The organism is Streptomyces sp. NPDC042259 (assembly GCF_055582085.1).
This window is the reverse complement of the sequence record NZ_JBVJDW010000008.1, coordinates 278,113-295,754: the sequence shown is the minus strand read 5'-3', so window position 1 is coordinate 295,754 and position 17,642 is coordinate 278,113. Positions and strand designations below refer to the sequence as shown.

General features: G+C 72.8%; 11 protein-coding genes. 6 read left to right on the top strand and 5 right to left on the bottom strand.

Going from position 1 to position 17,642, the window contains the following annotated elements; translation table 11 throughout:
* Positions 1-173: 173 nt before the first annotated feature.
* Entirely contained in the window at positions 174-2,873 is a 2,700-nt protein-coding gene (locus ACZ6MA_RS22705) for an ATP-binding protein (RefSeq protein WP_469435736.1), read from the top strand.
* Between the two features lie 43 nt (positions 2,874-2,916).
* On the opposite strand, the gene ku is transcribed toward ACZ6MA_RS22705, so the two are convergent.
* Positions 2,917-3,969 carry a non-homologous end joining protein Ku gene (gene ku, locus ACZ6MA_RS22700; protein WP_469435735.1) on the bottom strand — a complete coding sequence of 351 codons (1,053 nt, stop codon included), beginning with the start codon at positions 3,967-3,969 and terminating at the stop codon, positions 2,917-2,919.
* A 32-nt stretch (positions 3,970-4,001) separates the two neighbouring features.
* On the opposite strand from ku, the gene ligD (ACZ6MA_RS22695) reads away from it, so the two are divergent.
* Entirely contained in the window at positions 4,002-4,910 is a 909-nt protein-coding gene (gene ligD / locus ACZ6MA_RS22695) for a non-homologous end-joining DNA ligase (RefSeq protein ID WP_469435734.1), read from the top strand.
* A 118-nt stretch (positions 4,911-5,028) separates the two neighbouring features.
* Here ligD (ACZ6MA_RS22695) and ligD (ACZ6MA_RS22690) read toward each other — a convergent pair whose 3' ends face one another.
* From ligD (ACZ6MA_RS22690) to ACZ6MA_RS22680, 3 genes are all read right to left on the bottom strand, one after another.
* Positions 5,029-5,976 (bottom strand): non-homologous end-joining DNA ligase, encoded by a 948-nt coding sequence (gene ligD / locus ACZ6MA_RS22690; protein ID WP_469435733.1) that lies wholly within the window; start codon positions 5,974-5,976, stop codon positions 5,029-5,031.
* 51 nt (positions 5,977-6,027) lie between these two features.
* On the bottom strand, positions 6,028-7,035 hold the full coding sequence (locus ACZ6MA_RS22685) for a PHP domain-containing protein (RefSeq protein ID WP_469435787.1): 1,008 nt from the start codon (positions 7,033-7,035) through the stop codon (positions 6,028-6,030).
* A gap of 95 nt (positions 7,036-7,130) precedes the next feature.
* Complete coding sequence (locus tag ACZ6MA_RS22680) at positions 7,131-8,561, bottom strand: lipase maturation factor family protein (RefSeq protein WP_469435732.1); 1,431 nt, start codon at positions 8,559-8,561, stop codon at positions 7,131-7,133.
* Between the two features lie 68 nt (positions 8,562-8,629).
* On the opposite strand from ACZ6MA_RS22680, the gene ACZ6MA_RS22675 reads away from it, so the two are divergent.
* From ACZ6MA_RS22675 to meaB, 4 genes are all read left to right on the top strand, one after another.
* On the top strand, positions 8,630-10,717 hold the full coding sequence (locus ACZ6MA_RS22675; RefSeq protein WP_469435731.1) for a SpoIIE family protein phosphatase: 2,088 nt from the start codon (positions 8,630-8,632) through the stop codon (positions 10,715-10,717).
* A 130-nt stretch (positions 10,718-10,847) separates the two neighbouring features.
* A complete protein-coding gene (locus tag ACZ6MA_RS22670; RefSeq protein WP_469435730.1) occupies positions 10,848-12,773 on the top strand; it encodes a methylmalonyl-CoA mutase family protein in 1,926 nt (641 codons plus the stop codon).
* Positions 12,773-14,980, top strand: coding sequence for a methylmalonyl-CoA mutase (scpA, locus tag ACZ6MA_RS22665; protein WP_469435729.1), 2,208 nt, complete (start codon positions 12,773-12,775; stop codon positions 14,978-14,980). Before ACZ6MA_RS22670 ends, scpA begins: the two co-directional genes overlap by 1 nt.
* 13 nt (positions 14,981-14,993) lie before the next feature.
* Entirely contained in the window at positions 14,994-16,079 is a 1,086-nt protein-coding gene (gene meaB / locus ACZ6MA_RS22660) for a methylmalonyl Co-A mutase-associated GTPase MeaB (RefSeq protein ID WP_469435728.1), read from the top strand.
* 133 nt (positions 16,080-16,212) lie between these two features.
* Here the strand turns inward: meaB and ACZ6MA_RS22655 are convergent, their stop codons facing one another.
* On the bottom strand, positions 16,213-17,538 hold the full coding sequence (locus ACZ6MA_RS22655) for an aldehyde dehydrogenase family protein (RefSeq protein WP_469435727.1): 1,326 nt from the start codon (positions 17,536-17,538) through the stop codon (positions 16,213-16,215).
* Between the last annotated feature and the right edge of the window lie 104 nt (positions 17,539-17,642).

Here is a 17,642-nt window from a genome sequence, read left to right as displayed (position 1 = left end):
GCCCCACAATGCCCTCGACTTCGAAATATCGAAGACATTTCCGGGTGCAACGAATAAATGTTCGGCGCCGGGGGAGGGTCACGCGGGCGGGTGGATCCCTGCGGTGAACCGTGCCCCAACGTCCGCCGACGGGGCTAGGCTCGGCCCACCACACCCCTACAGGAGACACTGCCATGACGGGGCATCAGCGTGATCGACGCCAGTACACCGCCCTGTTCGAGCGCGAGCAGGAGATCGCCGCCGCGGAACAGGCTGTAGACGGTCTGTGCGGCCGCATCGCCGAGGGGGAAGCGATCCTCGGCGGACTGTTGCTGTACAGCGGGGAGGCGGGAGTCGGCAAGACGGCCCTGCTGGCGGAGCTGCGGAGGGTCGCCGTCGAGCGCGGCTGCACCGTGCTCTCCGGCCGGGGCAGCGAGTCGGCCCAGTCCGTCCCCTTCCATATCGTGCGCCAGCTCCTCCAACCGGCCCTGGCGCCCATGACACCGGCCCGGCGACAGGAGTTGCTGGGGGACTGGTACGACGTCGCCCTGCCGGTCCTCGGCATCGCGCCACCCCTCGGGCCGCCGGCCGACCCCCAGGGCGTGCGCGACAGCCTCGACTGGGTGGTCACCCAATTGGCCATGACCACCTCGCCGTTGGTCGTGGTGGTCGACGACGCCCAGTGGGGTGACGCCGAATCCCTCGCCTGGCTGGCCTCCTTCGCCGTGCGGCTGCGGGAGCTGCCACTGCTCGTGGTCGTCGCCTACCGGCCGGACGAACTTCCCGACCACACCCCGGCGTTCAAGGAGATGGTCGCCGGGCGCGGCAACCGGCCCGTGAGCCTGCACGCCCTCACCCCGGCGGCCGTGGCCGAACTGGTGCGGGCCACGCTCAGCAAGGACGCGGACGACCCCTTCTGCCGTGAGGTCTGGGCCGTCACCGGCGGCAATCCCTACGAGACCGTCGAGCTGATCGCCAAGGCGCAGGACCGGGGCCTGCGCCCGGCCGAGGAGTCCGCCTGTCTGCTGCGCGAACTCGGCGCCGCCGCCCGGGGCAGCGGCCTCGTCACCCGGCTGGAGCGGCTGGGCACGTCCGTCACCCGCTTCGCCTGGGCGGCGGCCGTCCTCGGCACGGAGATCTCCCCGCGCGTCGCCGCGATGCTCGCCGGCATGAGCCCCTCGGAAGCCGCCGAGTGCGCCGACCGGCTGCGCGAGGCCCGCATCCTCACCGGCGCCCCCGACCTCGAATTCGTCCACCCGCTGATCGCCACCTCCGTCTACCAGGCCGTGCCGCCCGCCACCCGCACCGCGATGCACGGCCTCGCCGCCTGGGCGATCACCAACGCGGGCCACGGCGCGGCCGCCGCCTCGCGGCACCTGCTGGAGGTCCACCCCGACGACGACCCCGATCTCGTCCGGCAACTGCGCGCCGCCGCGCACGAACACCTCGCCGTCGGTGCCCCCGAGGCCGCCCGCCGCTGTCTGGAGCGCGCGATGGCCGAGCCGCCGCCGGACGAGGACCGCGCCTCGGTGCTCTACGAACTCGGCTGCTCGGCCCTGCTCACCTCGCCGTCCACCACCATCAACCATCTGCGCGCGGCGCTGGCCCTGCCGAGCCTGCCCAAGGAACTGCGGGTCGACGCGACCTACCGGCTCTCGCAGGCCTACGCCCACAACGGCCAGCTGATCGCCGCCGCCGAGGAAGTGGCCGCCCGGGCGGCCGAGGTGCCGGCCGGGCCCGGGCAGATGCGGCTGCAGGCCGCCCACTTCCTGTGGAAGGGCATCCAGTACGAGGAGGAGGGCGCCCCCCAGCGCTCGCGCCAGATCGCCGAACTCGCCGACGGCCTCGACGGGCGGAACAATTCCGAGCGGGCTCTGCTCGCCCTGCGTGCCTTCGACGGCATGGTCCGCGGCGAGGACGCGGTGGAGGTGGCCGAGCTGAACGACCGCGCGCTCGACGACGGACGGCTCGCCGCGGGCATGTCGTGGACCAACACCGAATGGGGCTTCGAGATCCCCAGCATCATCGGGATCACCTACGCCTACACCGACCGGCTCGACCGCGCCGAGCAGCTGTTCAGCGAGGCCGTGCGGGCTTTCGAGATCTCCGGCTGGAGCGGTGCCCACCTGGCCTTCGCCCACGACTTCCTCGGGCTCGTCCACCGGCGGCGCGGCAATCTCTCCCTCGCCGAGGACTTCCTGCGCGAAGGGCTGCGGCTGGCGGGCCGGCTCGGTACGGGGCTGCCCATCCAATGGGACGGCACCTGTCTGCTCGTGGAGACCCTGCTGGCCCGGGGCAGGGTGGCGGAGGCCGAGGCGCTGGCGGAGCAGAATTCCTTCGGTCCGCCCTATCCGCCGGAGCTGGTGATGCCCGACGCCCCGTCGGTGGTCGGCAAGCTGCTGCTCGCCGGCGGCCACCGCAAGGAGGCCATCGCCGAACTGGAGGCCGCCGGACGGATCATGGAGGAACGCGGGCGTCACAACACCCTCTGGGCACCGTGGGCGCTCGACCTGGCCTCGGCGGTCGCCGAGGACAACCCCGAGCGGGCCCGCGCCCTCGCCGACCAGGCCGTCCGGCACGCCGGACGGTTCGGCACCGACACCGCCATGGGCGAGGCACTGCGGCGGGCGGCCCGGATGGCCGAAGGGGACGAGGCGCTGGACATGCTCGGCCGTGCCGTCACGCATCTGCGCAGATCTCCCAGCCGGTACGAGTTCGCCCTCGCGCTGGTGGACCACGGCACCGCGCTGCGCGGCGCGGGCCGGACCCGCGAGGCCGCCGCGTTGCTGAGCGAGGGCCTCGCGGTCGCAAAGCGGTGCGGTGCGGACGGCCTGGTCGCCACCACCCGCCGTGAACTCGAGGCGGCCGGGGGTGAGGGCGCGGGTCCGGCCTAGGAGGGCGGAAACACCTCTCAGGGAGGGGGCGCGCCACAGGGATTCAGGAGGCGCGGCTCGACTTCCGCGCGGTGGACTTCTTCGTGGCCTTGGCGGCGGTCTTTCCGGCCGCCGCCGATTTCTTGGCGGTCGTGCGTTTGGCCGACCCGGTGCCGGAGGAGTCCGGCGGGGCGGATTTCTTCGCGGCCCCCCGGGCCTTCGCTTTCGCCGGTTTCTCCGCCGCCGTCTTCTTGGCCGCCGTCTTCTTGGCGGGCTTCCGCGAGCGCCCCCCGGTGGCTCCTTCCCCTCCCGCTTCCCCTTCCGCACCCGTGTCCGTCTCGCCGCGCTCGGCGGCCCGGTCGATGGAGGCCTGGAGCGCGGCCATCAGGTCGATGACGTTGTCGGGCGCCGGGGCGGTCTCCTTCTTCGGCACCGGCCTGTCCTCCAGATGGGCGGAGATCAGCTCGGTGAGAGCGACCTCGTACTCGTCCTCCAGGGCGTCGAGATCGAAGTCCTCGGAGAGGGTGTCCATCAGGCTGGTGGCCATCTTCAACTCCTGCGGCCGCACGGTGACCGAGGAGGGCGGGGCGAGATCGCCGCTGTCGCGGACCTCGTCGGGCCAGTACATGGTGTGCAGGGTCAACAGCTCCTCATGGACCCGCAGCAGCGCCAGCGACTCCCGGGTACGCAGCGCGATCTTGGTGACGGCCACCCGTTCGGTCTGCTTCAAGGTCTCCCGGAGCAGGACGTACGGCTTGTTCGCCGCAGGACTCTCGGGGGCCAGGTAGTACGCGCCGGAGAGCTGGAGCGGATCGATGTGGTCGGCGTCGACGAAGGCCAGAACGTCGATGAGCTTCTTGCTCGGCAGCGGCAGCCCCGCCATCTCGTCCTTGGTGACGACGGCGACGTGCCCCTCGTCGTCCTCGAAGCCCTTGGCGATGTGTTCAAAGGCGACCTCCTCGGCGCAGACGTCACAGACGCGCTTGAGGTGGATCCGGCCCCCGTCGGCGTCGTGGACCTGATGCAGCTTGAGGCCGTGCTCCTGTGTGGCGGCGTACAGCCGTACGGGCACGGACACCAGCCCGAAGCCGATCGCGCCTCTCCACATCGTCCGCATAGTTTGATCCCTCCAGGGGGAATTCCTACCTTATGCCCGCATCTTCGGACCGGCAGGTGGTGGAAGTCGACGGCCACCGGCTGTCCCTGTCCCACCTGGACCGGGTGCTGTTCCCCGCCACGGGCCACACCAAGGCGCAGCTGCTGCGGTACTACGCCGCGATCGCCCCGGTGATGCTGCCGCACGTCAGCGGGCGGCCCGCGTCCTTCGTCCGCGCCCCCGAGGGCCCGGCCGGGGAGAGCTGGGTCGCCAAGAACCCGCCGCCGGGAGCACCCGGATGGGTGCCCCTGGTACCGGTGGAGCACCGCGACGGAACCACCGAACAGGTGATGGTCGACTCCACCGCCGCGCTGGTGGCCATGGCGAACCTCGGCGCGTACGAGGTGCACGTTCCGCAGTGGAAGGCCGCCGCCGGGCGGGACGGCCACGACCGGCTCGTCCTCGACCTGGACCCCGGCCCCGGCGCCGGCCTGGTGCTCTGCTGCCGCGTCGCCCAGCGGCTGCGCCAGCTGCTCGACACCGACGGGCTCACCGCCCACGCGGTGGTCTCCGGGTCCAAGGGCCTGCACCTCTACGCCCCCATCCGGCCCGCCTCCGGCCGTGCCACCGCGCACTACGCCAAGGATCTGGCCACCCGCATGGCGGGCGAGCACCCCGGGCTCGTGGTCGTCTCCATGGCGCGCGCGGAACGCCCCGGCAAGGTGCTCATCGACTGGTCGCAGAACGCGAGCGCGAAGACCACCGCGGCCCCCTACACCGTGCGCCTGCGCGAGAGCCCCGGCGTCGCCGCCCCGGTCGGCTGGGACGAGGTCGCCGCCGTCGGCGATCCCGGCGACCTCGCCTTCACCCCCGAGCAGGTCCTCGACCGCGTCGCCGCGCACGGCGACCTCCTCGCGCCGCTGGCCGCCGGCGCGTGCCGCGGCGCGCTTCCGACGGTCTGACACCGTTGTGCCGCCTCTCGCCTGTCCGGCGGGACTTCGGCTGCCGGCCGCTGTGCCGCCTGCGGCGGCGGGCGCCCCGCGGGCGCGTCCGCAAACGCCGGACGGGCTGCCATTGGCCCTAGTCGAGCCGCGTCAGGTCCGGGCGCAGCCGGTGCCAGGTCGGGTGCCGCATCCGCCCGCCGGGCGTCCAGCCGGAGAAGGCGACCTCGGCGACCAGCCGGGGTTCGACCCAGTGCGCACCCGGCACGTCGACCGGGTTCACGAACGGAGGGGCGTCCCGCCGGAGCACCCCCAGATAGCGGGCGAGGTCCCGGCGCTCGTACTCGGACAGCCCCGATCCGACGGAGCCGACGTAGCGCAGACCGGTCGGCTCCCACAGGCCCGCCAGGACGGCCCCGGGCAGCCCGGTGAGGCCGCCGCGGCCCTCCGCCCAGCCGCCGATGACCACGTCGAGGGTCGACAGATGCTTGGTCTTGCGCCACTCGGGTGACCGCATCCCCGGGGTGTACACGGACGACAGGCGTTTGGCCATCACCCCCTCCAGCCCGTTGCGCAAGGTGGCGTCCCACGCTTGCCGGCCGTGCCCCTCCAGATACCCCGGCACCGACCAGCTCGGCCCGCCGAGCCCCATCCCGGACAGCACCGCCCGGCGTTCCCGGTAGGTGGAGGCGAGCAGCGACCAGCCGTCGAGGTACATCAGGTCGAACAGCATCAGGTGGACCGGGTACTCCATCGCCAGATGTGCCGCGCGGCGCGGGTTGACCACCCCCATCCGGCGCTGCAGAAGCCCGAAATCGGGACGCCCCGCGGCGTCCAGGACCACCACCTCGCCGTCGAGGACCGCGGGCCGGCCGCGCAGCTGCTCGCCGAGCGCGGCCAGCTCGGGGTAGGTCGCGGTCGCGTCGTTGTCCGCCCGGGTGGTGAGCCTGACGGTGCCGTCCCCCGGGGCGGCGACGACCAGGCGCACCCCGTCCCACTTGGCCTCGAACGCCCAGCCCGCGTCCTCGCCCTCGGCCGGCAGCGGGCCGGGGGTGGCCAGCATCGGCCGGATCACGGGCAGCGTCATGTCTTCGATGATCAGGGGGGTCGCGGCCGCGCGCAGGTCGGCCGGGGGCCGTCAGCGGGAGCGGGTCCACTCCAGCAGCTCCGGGGCGCTCCACGAGTTGACGATCCGGTCGGCGGGCACCCCGCATTCCTCGGCGCGGGCGCAGCCGTGGATCTGCCAGTCGAGCTGGCCGGGCGCGTGGGCGTCGCTGTCGATCGAGAACAGCACCCCCGCGTCGAGGGCCTGCCGGAGCAGCCGGCGCGGCGGGTCGAGCCGCTCGGGACGGCTGTTGATCTCCACGGCGGTTCCGAAGCGGGCACACGCGGCGAAGACCATCGCCGCGTCGAACTCCGACTCGGGGCGGCTGCCCAGCAGCCGTCCGGTGCAGTGGCCGAGGATGTCGGCGAGGGGGTTGGCCACGGCCGACACCAGACGGCGGGTCATGCTCTCCGCGTCCATGCGCAGCTTCGAATGCACCGAGACGACCACGACGTCCAGCCGTTCCAGCAGCTCGGGTTCCTGGTCGAGCGAGCCGTCGGCGAGGATGTCGCACTCGATGCCGGTCAGCAGCCGGAAGTCCTTCCCGAGCCGGTCGTCGATCTCGGCGACCACGTCGAGCTGGGCCCGCAGCCGCTCCGGTGTCAGGCCCCGGGCGACCGTCAGCCGGGGGGAGTGGTCGGTGAGCACCGCGTACTCGTGTCCGAGCGCCTTGGCCGTCGCGGCCATGACCTCGATCGGGCTGCCGCCGTCCGACCAGTCGGAATGCAGATGGCAGTCGCCGCGCAGCGCGGCCCGCAGCTCCCGGCCGCCGTCGGCCAGCGGTCCGCCGGCCTCCTCCTCCAGCCGTTCCAGGTAGGCCGGCACCCGGCCCGCCGAGGCCTCGGCCACGACGGCGGCGGTCTTCGGTCCGATGCCCTTCTCCCGGGTGAGGGATCCCTCCGCCGCCCGTCGGCGCACCTCCTCGGCGGGCAGCGCGGAGATCACCTCGGCGGCCGTGCGGAACGCCTTCACGCGGTACGTCGGCGCCCCCGTCCGTTCCAGCAGGAACGCGATCCGGTCCAGCGCCTCCACCGGTTCCATCACGCCACCGCCTCGCCTCGTCCCCTGGTTCCCCCTCCACCGTGCGGTACCCGCCGGGCGGGCGCACCCCGTCGCGTCCGGTCCCGGGCCGGGGCTCAGCGTGGCCGCAGGGCCACCGGGGGCAGGAACTCGTGCTCCAGCGTCCGGTGCCACCAGGCGCCGGTGGCCCGCCGTTCCTGGCGGGTGGTGAAGCGGTAGCGGTAGACGCGGGCCCGGACGTGGGTGGGAGGCGCGTCGGGGAAGGGGTTGTGCCGCAGCAGTCGCAGCGTCGCAAGGTCGCCTTCCAGCAGCCGTTCGACGAACGGGGCGAACCAGGGCTGCGCGTAGCTCGGCGAGATGCCGGCGAACCACATCAGCCAGTCGAGCCGTAGGTGGTAGGGGGCGAACTGGCGCGGCGTCCGGCGGACGTCGCCGGGCTTCCCCTTGAAGCCGTACTCCCGCCACACGGTCTCGGGCCCCAGTACCGCCGCGTCGGTGCCCTCCACCACCACCTCGTGGCGGCGGCGGTTGATGCTGCCGAACGCCCCATAGGTGTTGACCAGGTGAAACGCGTTGAAGGACATATTCATCCGCTGGTGCCGCGAGAGCATGTTGCGCGCGGGCCACCAGCTCATGCCCACCACGAGGACCGTCACGGCGACGACGAGGACCTCGTACCAGAGCGGGGGAGCGGGCGAGGGGGTGTGCGCGGGCAGCGACAGCAGGTCCGCGAGCGCCGCCCCGTCGACGGCGGCGAAGGCGAGGACGATCGTCAGCCAGTTGAGCCAGGCGAAATTGCCGGAGGCGACGAGCCAGAGCTGGGTGCAGACGATCAGCCCCGCCGCGCAGCTCGCGACGGGCTGCGGGGTGAACAGGAGAACGGGCACCACCAGCTGGGCGACGTGGTTGGCGGCCACCTCGACCCGGTGCAGGGGCCGGGGCAGACGGTGGAAGAACCAGCTCAGCGGGCCGGGCATCGGCTGGGTCTCGTGGTGGTAGTACAGACAGGTCAGATCCCGCCAGCAGGTGTCCCCGCGCATCTTGATCAGTCCGGCGCCGAACTCGACGCGGAAGAGCAGCCAGCGCATCAGCCACAGCACCAGGACGGGCGGGTCGGTGCGCGCGTTGCCGAGGAAGACCGCGAGGAACCCCGCCTCCAGCAGCAGGGACTCCCACCCGAACGCGTACCAGGTCTGGCCCACGTTGACGATCGACAGATACATCACCCACAGGGCCGCCCACAGCACCATCGACGCCCACAGCGGCACCGCGTCCGCGGCCCCCGCCACGACCGCGCCCGACAGCAGGACACCCGCCCACGCCCAGCCCGCGAAGAAGCGGTCCGAGTAGTGCAGGTGGAAGATGCCGGGCGCCCGCAGGAAGGGCACCCCGCGCAGGAACCGCGGCACCGGCAGCATCCCCCGCTCCCCGATGAGCGGACGGAACTGCAGCGCCGCCCCGAGGAAGGCCACCAGGTAGACCGCGGCGAGCGCGCGCTGGAGCACCAGCCGGCTCAGCCAGTACCCCGACTCCGTGAACCACTCCATGGCGTATCCGTACCACCCGACCGCGCAGCCACATCGAAGAAACGGACAAAAGATGTCAGAGTGGCTCCATGGTTGATCGGGGAGCGACGCCTGCCGCCGGGGCGCGGTCGGACGACTGGCCCGCCCGCCCGGAGCTGAGCCTCGCACTCAACCGCATCGGCACCTTCGACTGGGACCTCGACGGCGGGCGGCTGCACCTGGACGACCCGGCCCTGGAGATCCTCCGGGTGCCACCGGGGAAGTTCGACGGTCACATCACCGACGTCGGCGGCCGGGTGCCCCGCTCCGAGGCGGTCATGCTCGACTCCCTCGTGGCCACCGCCATGAAGGACGGCAGCGACACCTACGGCGCGTACTACCACGTACGGGACGACACCGACGCCCTGCGCTGGACCTATACCCAGGGCCGGATCCTCCGCGACGAGCAGGGGCGCCCCTACCGCATCCTCGGCATCGTCCGTGACGCCACCGAAGAGCTGAGCCACGCCGCCGAGCCGCGCGACGGGGCCGAGGAGCACCGCCATCAGACGACCGTCGTCGAGACGACGACGGCCGCCCTCGCCCACGCGAGGACGGTCGAGGACGTCATCGACTTCTTCAAGGACTCCCGGGCCGTGGAACACCTCGGCGCCGACCTTTTGGTCCTCGGCCTCGTCGAGTCCGGCCGGATCCACCTCGTCGCCGAGGGACCAGAGGAGCACTACATCCCCGGCACCCGTTACACGCGGATCGACGACAACTTCCCCATGAGCGAGGTCATCCGCACCCTCACCCCGCGCTTCATCGAATCCCGCGGGGAGTTCGCCGCCGCCTACCCCTGGCTGTGGGAGCGCATCGAGGACATCGGCATCTCCTCCGCCGCCTATCTGCCGCTGATCGCCCAGGCCCGCCCCATCGGCGCCCTCGGGCTGCTCTACCGCGAGGGCCGCGGCTTCACCCGGCAGGAGCGCAACCTCTTCATCGCCCTCGGCAGCAGCCTCGCGCAGAGCCTGGCCCGGGCGATGCTCTTCGACCAGGAACACGACCTCGCCGAGGGCCTGCAGCAGGCCATGCTGCCGCGCCGCATCCCCGACGTCCCCGGGGCGCAGATCGCCGTGCGCTACCGCTCCGCCCGGATGGGCCGGGACATCGGCGGCGACTGGTACGACGTGATCCCGCTGCCCGGCGGCCGGGTCGGCGCGGTCATCGGGGACGTACAGGGCCACGACACCCACGCCGCCGCCGTCATGGGCCAGCTGCGGATCGTCCTGCGGGCCTACGCCACCGAGGGGCACGCCCCCGCGACGGTGATGGCCCGCGCCTCCTCCTTCCTGCACGAGCTGGACACCGACCGCTTCGCCACCTGCTCCTACGTCGAGGCCGACCCCTCCACCGGCATGCTGCAACTCGTCCGCGCCGGCCATATCGATCCCCTGCTGCGGCACCCCGACGGCACCTGCAGGCGGCTGCCGCTGGCCGGCGGGCTGCCGCTCGGGCTCTCCGCCGAGTTCGGCCGGCTCGACTACCCGGTCACGACCGTGGAACTGGACCCGGGGGAGACGCTGCTGCTGTTCACCGACGGCCTGGTCGAGCAGCCCGGGGCCGACCTCGACGACGGCATGCAGATCCTCGCCGGCATCGTCCGCGACGGCCCCCACGACCTCCAGAGCCTGGCCGACACGCTCTGCGACGTGGTCGAGGAGCGGGTCGGCGAGGACGACATGGCCGTCCTGCTGCTGCGCCGTGAGGGCGTCGCGGCCCGTGGCGGCGGCCGGCTCCAGCAGCACATCGCCCCCGCCGACCCCGAGGCGCTCTCCGCGGCCCGTCATATGATCCGGGCGGCGGTACGGGCCTGGGGCGCCCGGGAACGCTCGGACGAGATCGAGCTGGTCGCCGACGAGTTGGTCACCAACGCCCTGCTGCACACCGACGGGCCCGCGACGGTGACGATCCGTATGCTCGGCGGCCCCGAACGCCGGCTGCGGCTGGAGGTGGAGGACAGGTCCAGCACGCTGCCGCGCCGCCGGGAACCCGGCGAGTCGGGGGTCTCGGGCCGGGGGCTGCTGCTGGTGGACCGCCTCGCCGACGTCTGGGGCGTGGAATCACGCGGCACCGGCAAATCCGTATGGTGTGAATTCGTCGTCCCCGAACGGCACGAACGCCAGGAAACGGACTGACGACCGACGTTCGAGGACCACGCCGAAAGGCGGGGCAGAGCACGCCGACGGTGCCCGCGGACTGGGAAGAGGCCAAGGTCACAGCGGTTGCCCCTGCTACGGGACGCCTCCGCGCCCTAGCCTTCCCCCCATGACGGTCCAGCCTGATGACGGCTTCTCCCTGGCCGCCGAGTTCCCCGACGCGACCCGTGAGCAGTGGCAGCGCCTTGTCGAGGGCGTACTACGCAAAGCGGGCACCGTGGCCGAGGGCCCGGCGGCCGAGGAAGCGTTGTCCACCGCACTGATGGACGGGCTCACGACCCGCCCGCTCTACACCGCCGAGGACGCCGCGGCGGCCGGCCCGGACGGGGGACGGCCCCTCGGCCCCGCTGGGCCCGGCTACCCCGGCTTCCCGCCGTTCGTCCGGGGCGGACGCGTGGCGGGCACCGCGGTCTCGGGGTGGGACGTCCGCCAGCGCCACGCCCATCCGGACCCCCGGCGCGTCAACGACGCCGTGCTCGCCGACCTCGAGAACGGCGTCACCTCCCTCTGGCTGACCGTCGGCCCGGCGGGCCTGCCCACGGACGGCCTCGCGACCGCCCTGGAGGGCGTCTACCTGGACCTCGCCCCCGTCGTACTCGACGCGGGCACCGAGACCGGGGCCGCCGCCCGCGAGCTGCTGCGCCTCTACGCCGAGCGCGGGGTCGCCCCGCACGCGGCGACGGGCAACCTCGGCGCCGACCCGCTGGGCACCCTGGCCCGTACGCACACCGCCGGAGACCCCGCCGAACCCCTGGCGGCCGCCGCCGAACTCGCCGTGCTGTGCGCCCGCGACCACCCCGGCATCCGGGCCCTGACCGTCGACGCCCTGCCCTACCACGAGGCCGGTGGATCGGCCGCCCAGGAACTCGGCTGCTCCCTCGCCACCGGCGTCGCCTACCTCCGCGCGCTCGTCGCGGCGGGGCTGGACACCGAAGCGGCCTGCGCGCAACTGGAGTTCCGCTACGCGGCCACCGCCGACCAGTTCCTGACCATCGCCAAGCTGCGCGCCGCGCGGCGGCTGTGGGCCAGGGTCGCCGACGTGTGCGGCGCGGCCCCGGGCGCCGGAGCACAGCGCCAACACGCCGTCACCTCCTCGGTCATGATGACTCGTCGCGACCCGTGGGTGAACATGCTGCGCACCACCGTCGCCGCGCTGGGCGCCGGAGTCGGCGGCGCCGACTCGGTGACCGTGCTGCCCTTCGACGACGCCCTCGGCCTGCCCGACGCCTTCGCCCGCCGGATCGCCCGCAACACCTCCTCCATCCTGCTGGAGGAGTCCCACCTGGCCCGGGTCATCGACCCGGCCGGCGGCTCCTGGTACGTGGAGCGGCTGACCGACGAGCTGGCCCACGCGGCCTGGGCCTGGTTCCAGGAGATCGAGCGCGCCGGCGGCCACGCCGCGGCGCTTCGCTCCGGGCTCGTGGGGGAGCGGCTGGCGGACACCTGGCGAGAGCGGTCCGCGCGGCTCGCGACCCGCGAGGAACCCATCACGGGCGTCAGCGAGTTCCCGAACCTGGCCGAGGAGCCGGTGCGGCGCGAGACACCGGCCGTCGCGGACGTCCCGGGCGGCCTGCCCCGGGTCCGCCGTGACGAGGCGTACGAGAGGCTGCGCGCCCGCTCCGACGCGCACCTGGCCCGGGCCGGCGTCCGCCCCCGCGTCTTCCTCGCCGCGCTCGGCGACGCCGCCGCGCACACCGGCCGGGCCACCTTCGCCGCCAACCTCTTCCAGGCCGGCGGCATCGAGCCCGTGCACGTTCCCGCCACGGTCGACGCCGAGTCCGCCGCCGCGGCCTTCGCCGCCAGCGGCGCCGCCGTCGCCTGCCTGTGCTCCAGCGACGCCCTCTACGCCGAACAGGCCGAGGCCGTGGCCACCGCGCTCAAGAAGGCCGGCGCCGACCGGGTGTTCCTCGCCGGAAAACCGCGCGGCGAACAGCGGGAAGCCTTCGAGCGGGCCGGAGTCGACGAGTTCGTCTTCGCCGGCGGCGACGCCGTCGCCGCCCTCTCCTCCGTCCTCGACCGCATGGGAGTGGTGTGATGTCGATCCCCGATTTCTCCGGCATCGACCTGGGACCCGTGGCCGGCGCCCCCGCCGACCCGGCGGCCTGGCGGGCGGCCCTGAAGGAGAGCACCGGCAAGAGCGCCGAGGACCTCGTCTGGGACACCCCCGAGGGCATCGGCGTCAAGCCGCTCTACACCGCCGAGGACCTCGACGGGCTGGACTTCCTCGCCACCTACCCGGGCGTCGCGCCCTATCTGCGCGGCCCCTACCCGACGATGTACGTCAACCAGCCCTGGACCATCCGGCAGTACGCCGGATTCTCCACCGCCGAGGAGTCCAACGCCTTCTACCGCCGCAACCTGGCGGCGGGTCAGAAGGGTCTGTCCGTCGCCTTCGACCTGCCGACCCACCGCGGCTACGACAGCGACCACCCGCGCGTCACCGGCGACGTGGGCATGGCCGGCGTCGCCATCGACTCCATCTACGACATGCGCCAGCTCTTCGACGGCATCCCGCTGGACAGGATGAGCGTGTCGATGACGATGAACGGGGCCGTACTGCCCGTCCTCGCCCTCTACATCGTCGCCGCCGAGGAACAGGGCGTACCGCCCGAGAAGCTGGCCGGGACCATCCAGAACGACATCCTCAAGGAGTTCATGGTCCGCAACACCTACATCTATCCGCCCCGGCCCTCGATGCGGATCATCTCGGACATCTTCGCGTACACCTCGCAGAAGATGCCGCGCTACAACTCCATCTCCATCTCCGGCTACCACATCCAGGAAGCCGGGGCCACGGCCGATCTGGAGCTGGCCTACACCCTCGCCGACGGGGTGGAGTACCTGCGCGCCGGGCTCGGCGCCGGCCTGGACGTGGACGCCTTCGCGCCCCGGCTGTCGTTCTTCTGGGCGATCGGCATGAACTTCTTCATGGAGATCGCCAAACTGCGGGCGGCCCGGCTGCTGTGGGCCAGGCTCGTCAAGCAGTTCGATCCGAAGAACACAAAGTCGCTGTCCCTGCGCACCCATTCGCAGACCTCCGGCTGGTCGCTCACCGCGCAGGACGTCTTCAACAACGTGGCGCGCACCTGCGTCGAGGCCATGGCGGCGACCCAGGGACACACCCAGTCGCTGCACACCAACGCCCTCGACGAGGCCCTCGCCCTGCCCACCGACTTCTCCGCCCGCATCGCCCGCAACACCCAGCTCCTGCTCCAGCAGGAGTCCGGCACCTGCCGGGTGATCGACCCCTGGGGCGGCAGCGCCTACGTCGAGAAGCTCACCCACGACCTCGCCCGCCGCGCCTGGCAGCACATCCAGGAGGTCGAGGCGGCCGGCGGCATGGCCCAGGCCATCGACGCGGGCATCCCCAAGCTGCGCGTCGAGGAGGCCGCGGCCCGCACCCAGGCCCGCATCGACTCCGGCCGCCAGCCCGTCATCGGCGTCAACAAATACCGCGTCGACAGCGACGAGCAGATCGACGTCCTCAAGGTCGACAACTCCTCCGTGCGCGCCCAGCAGATCGACAAGCTGCGGCGGCTGCGCGCCGAACGCGACGAGGAGGCCTGCCAGGACGCGCTGCGCGCGCTCACCGCGGCGGCCGGCGCGGGCCACCAGGAGGGCGGCAGCCTGGACGGCAACCTCCTCGCGCTCGCCGTGAACGCGGCCCGCGCGAAGGCGACCGTCGGCGAGATCTCCGACGCCCTGGAGAAGGTGTACGGGCGGCACGCCGGGCAGATCCGTACGATCTCCGGTGTGTACCGTGACGAAGCCGGACCGTCCTCCGGAGTGGAGCGCACCCGCGCCCTGGTGGCGGCCTTCGAGCGGGAGGACGGCCGCCGCCCCCGCATCCTGGTCGCCAAGATGGGCCAGGACGGCCACGACCGCGGCCAGAAGGTGATCGCCACGGCCTTCGCCGACCTGGGCTTCGACGTCGACGTCGGCCCGCTCTTCCAGACACCGCAGGAGGTCGCCCGGCAGGCGGTGGAGGCCGATGTGCACATCGTCGGCGTCTCCTCGCTCGCCGCCGGCCACCTCACGCTCGTCCCCGCGCTGCGTGAGTGCCTGGTGGAGGAGGGCCGGGAGGACATCATGATCGTCGTGGGCGGGGTCATCCCGCCGCAGGACGTCGCCACGCTGCGGGAGATGGGAGCCGCCGCGGTCTTCCCGCCAGGGACGGTCATCCCGGACGCGGCCCACGACCTGCTGAAGACCCTCGCCGGGGTCCTCGGCCACGAGCTGTGAGCCCGGACCGCTGATGGCACCCTCCTTCCGCGAGAACGATCCCCGCGACGCCGGCCCCGGCGGGACGGCCCGGCAGACCGTCCCGCCCGTCCCGCGCCGGACGATCGACGTCGACGCCTACGTCAAGGGCGTGCTGGACGGCAAGCGGGCGACCGTCGCCCGTGCCATCACCCTGGTCGAATCGGTACGGGCCGACCACCGCGAAGCCGCCCAGCGGATGCTCACCGCGCTGCTGCCGCACGCGGGCAGGGCTCGCCGGATCGGTATCACCGGCGTGCCCGGAGTCGGCAAGTCCACCTTCATCGACGCCCTCGGCACCCTGCTCACCGGCCTCGGCCACCGGGTCGCGGTGCTGGCCGTCGACCCCTCCTCCAGCCGCACCGGCGGGAGCATCCTCGGCGACAAGACCCGCATGGAGCGGCTCGCCGTCGACCCCGCCGCGTTCGTCCGGCCCTCGCCCACGGCCGGCACCCTCGGCGGCGTGGCCAAGGCCACCCGGGAGACCATGGTCGTGATGGAGGCGGCGGGCTACGACGTCGTGCTCGTGGAGACCGTCGGCGTCGGCCAGTCCGAGACCGCCGTCGCCAACATGGTCGACACCTTCCTGCTGCTCACCCTCGCCCGCACCGGCGACCAGCTCCAGGGCATCAAGAAGGGCGTCCTGGAGCTGGCCGACATCGTCGCCGTCAACAAGGCCGACGGCCCGCACGAACGCGACGCCAAGTCCGCCGCCCGGGAACTGGCCGGCGCGCTGCGCCTGCTCCAAGCCCCCGACGCGGCCTGGAACCCGCCCGTGCTGACGTGCAGCGCACGGGAGGGCACCGGCCTCGACACCCTGTGGGAGCGGCTCGAACAGCACCGGCGGGTCCTGGACGCCACGGGTGAGCTGGCCGCCCGGCGCCGGGAGCAGCAGGTCGACTGGACCTGGACCATGGTCCGGGAGCAACTCCTCGCGGAGCTGCGCGACCACCCCGAGGTGCGCCGCCGGGGCCCGGACCTGGAACAGCGGGTGCGCGAGGGCACGCTGCCGGCGAGCGTGGCCGCGGAGCGGCTGCTGGAGGCGTTTCGCGTTCCGCGCGAGGGTGAGGGCACGGCCTAGCCGCCTGCGGCGGCGGGCGCCCTGCGGGCGCGTCCTCAAACGCCGGACGGGCTTGATGTGGCCGAGGTCAGCCCAAACCAGCCCGTCCGGCGCTTGAGGACACCGCCGCGCAGCGGTGGTGCATTCGGCGAGGTCAAGCCGCCAGAGGCTTGTTCAGTACCGCCTTGCGGTGGCTGAACGTCTCGATCGAGTAGCGGCCGTGGTAGCGGCCCATGCCGCTCTCGCCGACCCCGCCGAACGGCAGCTCCGGCACGGTCAGATGCGCCAGCGGCAGCCCGAAGCCGAGGCCGCCCGACGAGGTCTCCTCCGCCAGCCGCCGCCGGGTGGTGTCGGAGTCGGTGAACGCGTACAGGGCCAGGGGCTTGTCCCGGTCGTTGACGAAGTCGATCGCCTCGTCGAGCCCCGGCACCTCGACGATCGGCAGGATCGGCCCGAAGATCTCCTCCCGCATGACGGGGGAGTCGGGACGGACATCGGCCAGCACGGTCGGTGCGATGTACTTCGCCGCCCGGTCGTGACCGCCTCCGACGACGCGGCGCCCGGAGTCCAGGAGCGCCGTCAGCCGGTCGAAGTGCCGGGTGTTGACGATCCGTCCGTACGCGCCGGACGCGGCCGGATCGGCTCCGTACAGCGCGTCGACCGCCTCGGCCAGGGCGGGCTCCAGGGCCCGGGCGGTCTCCGGGTCGGTCAGTACGTAGTCGGGCGCCACACAGGTCTGGCCGGCGTTGAGGAACTTGCCCGCCGCGAGCCGCGCGGCCACCGTCCGCACGTCCGTGTCCCGGTCGACGAAGACCGGGGACTTGCCGCCGAGTTCCAGCGTGACCGGCGTGAGGTGACGGGCCGCGGCCGTCATGACGATCCGCCCCACCACGGCGTTGCCGGTGTAGAAGATGTGGTCGAAACGCTGCTCCAGCAGCGCCGTGGTCTCCGGCACGCCGCCTTCCACCACGGCCACCGCCCGGGCGTCGAGGTACTCCGGCAGATACCGGGCCAGGGCCGCCGACGTGGCGGGGGCCAGCTCGCTGGGCTTGGCCACCACGCAGTCGCCCGAGGCGAGCGCCCCCACGACGGGAGCCAGCAGCAACTGCGCCGGGTAGTTCCACGGCGCGATGACGAGGACGACGCCCAGCGGGTCGAGGACCGTCCACGCCGAGGCGTCCGCACCCAGGTGGTCCGGCACGGCGGCGGGCTCGGGGCGCAGCCAGTCCGCCAGGTGCTCCAGCGTGTGGTCGATCTCGCGCACGGTGAAGTCGATCTCGGTCCGGTATGCCTCGGCCCGGCCCTTGCCCAGGTCCGCGTGGAGCGCCGCGGCGAAGTCCGCACCCCGCTCGGTGAGCATGGTGCGCAGGGCGTGGAGCTGCCCGGTGCGCCAGGCCAGGGGCTTGGTGGCGCCGGTGCGGAAGAAGGCGCGCAGCCGGGTGACGGCCTCGGCGGGCTGCTCGGACTCGTGGGGGTGCATGGTGTCCTCGGTTTCCTTGCCGGTCGAATGTTTCAGCTGCTGAAGCAATAATACATGTAAATAGCAATGATTGAAGTTATCAAGCTTGTGGGGGGCGCGCGGGG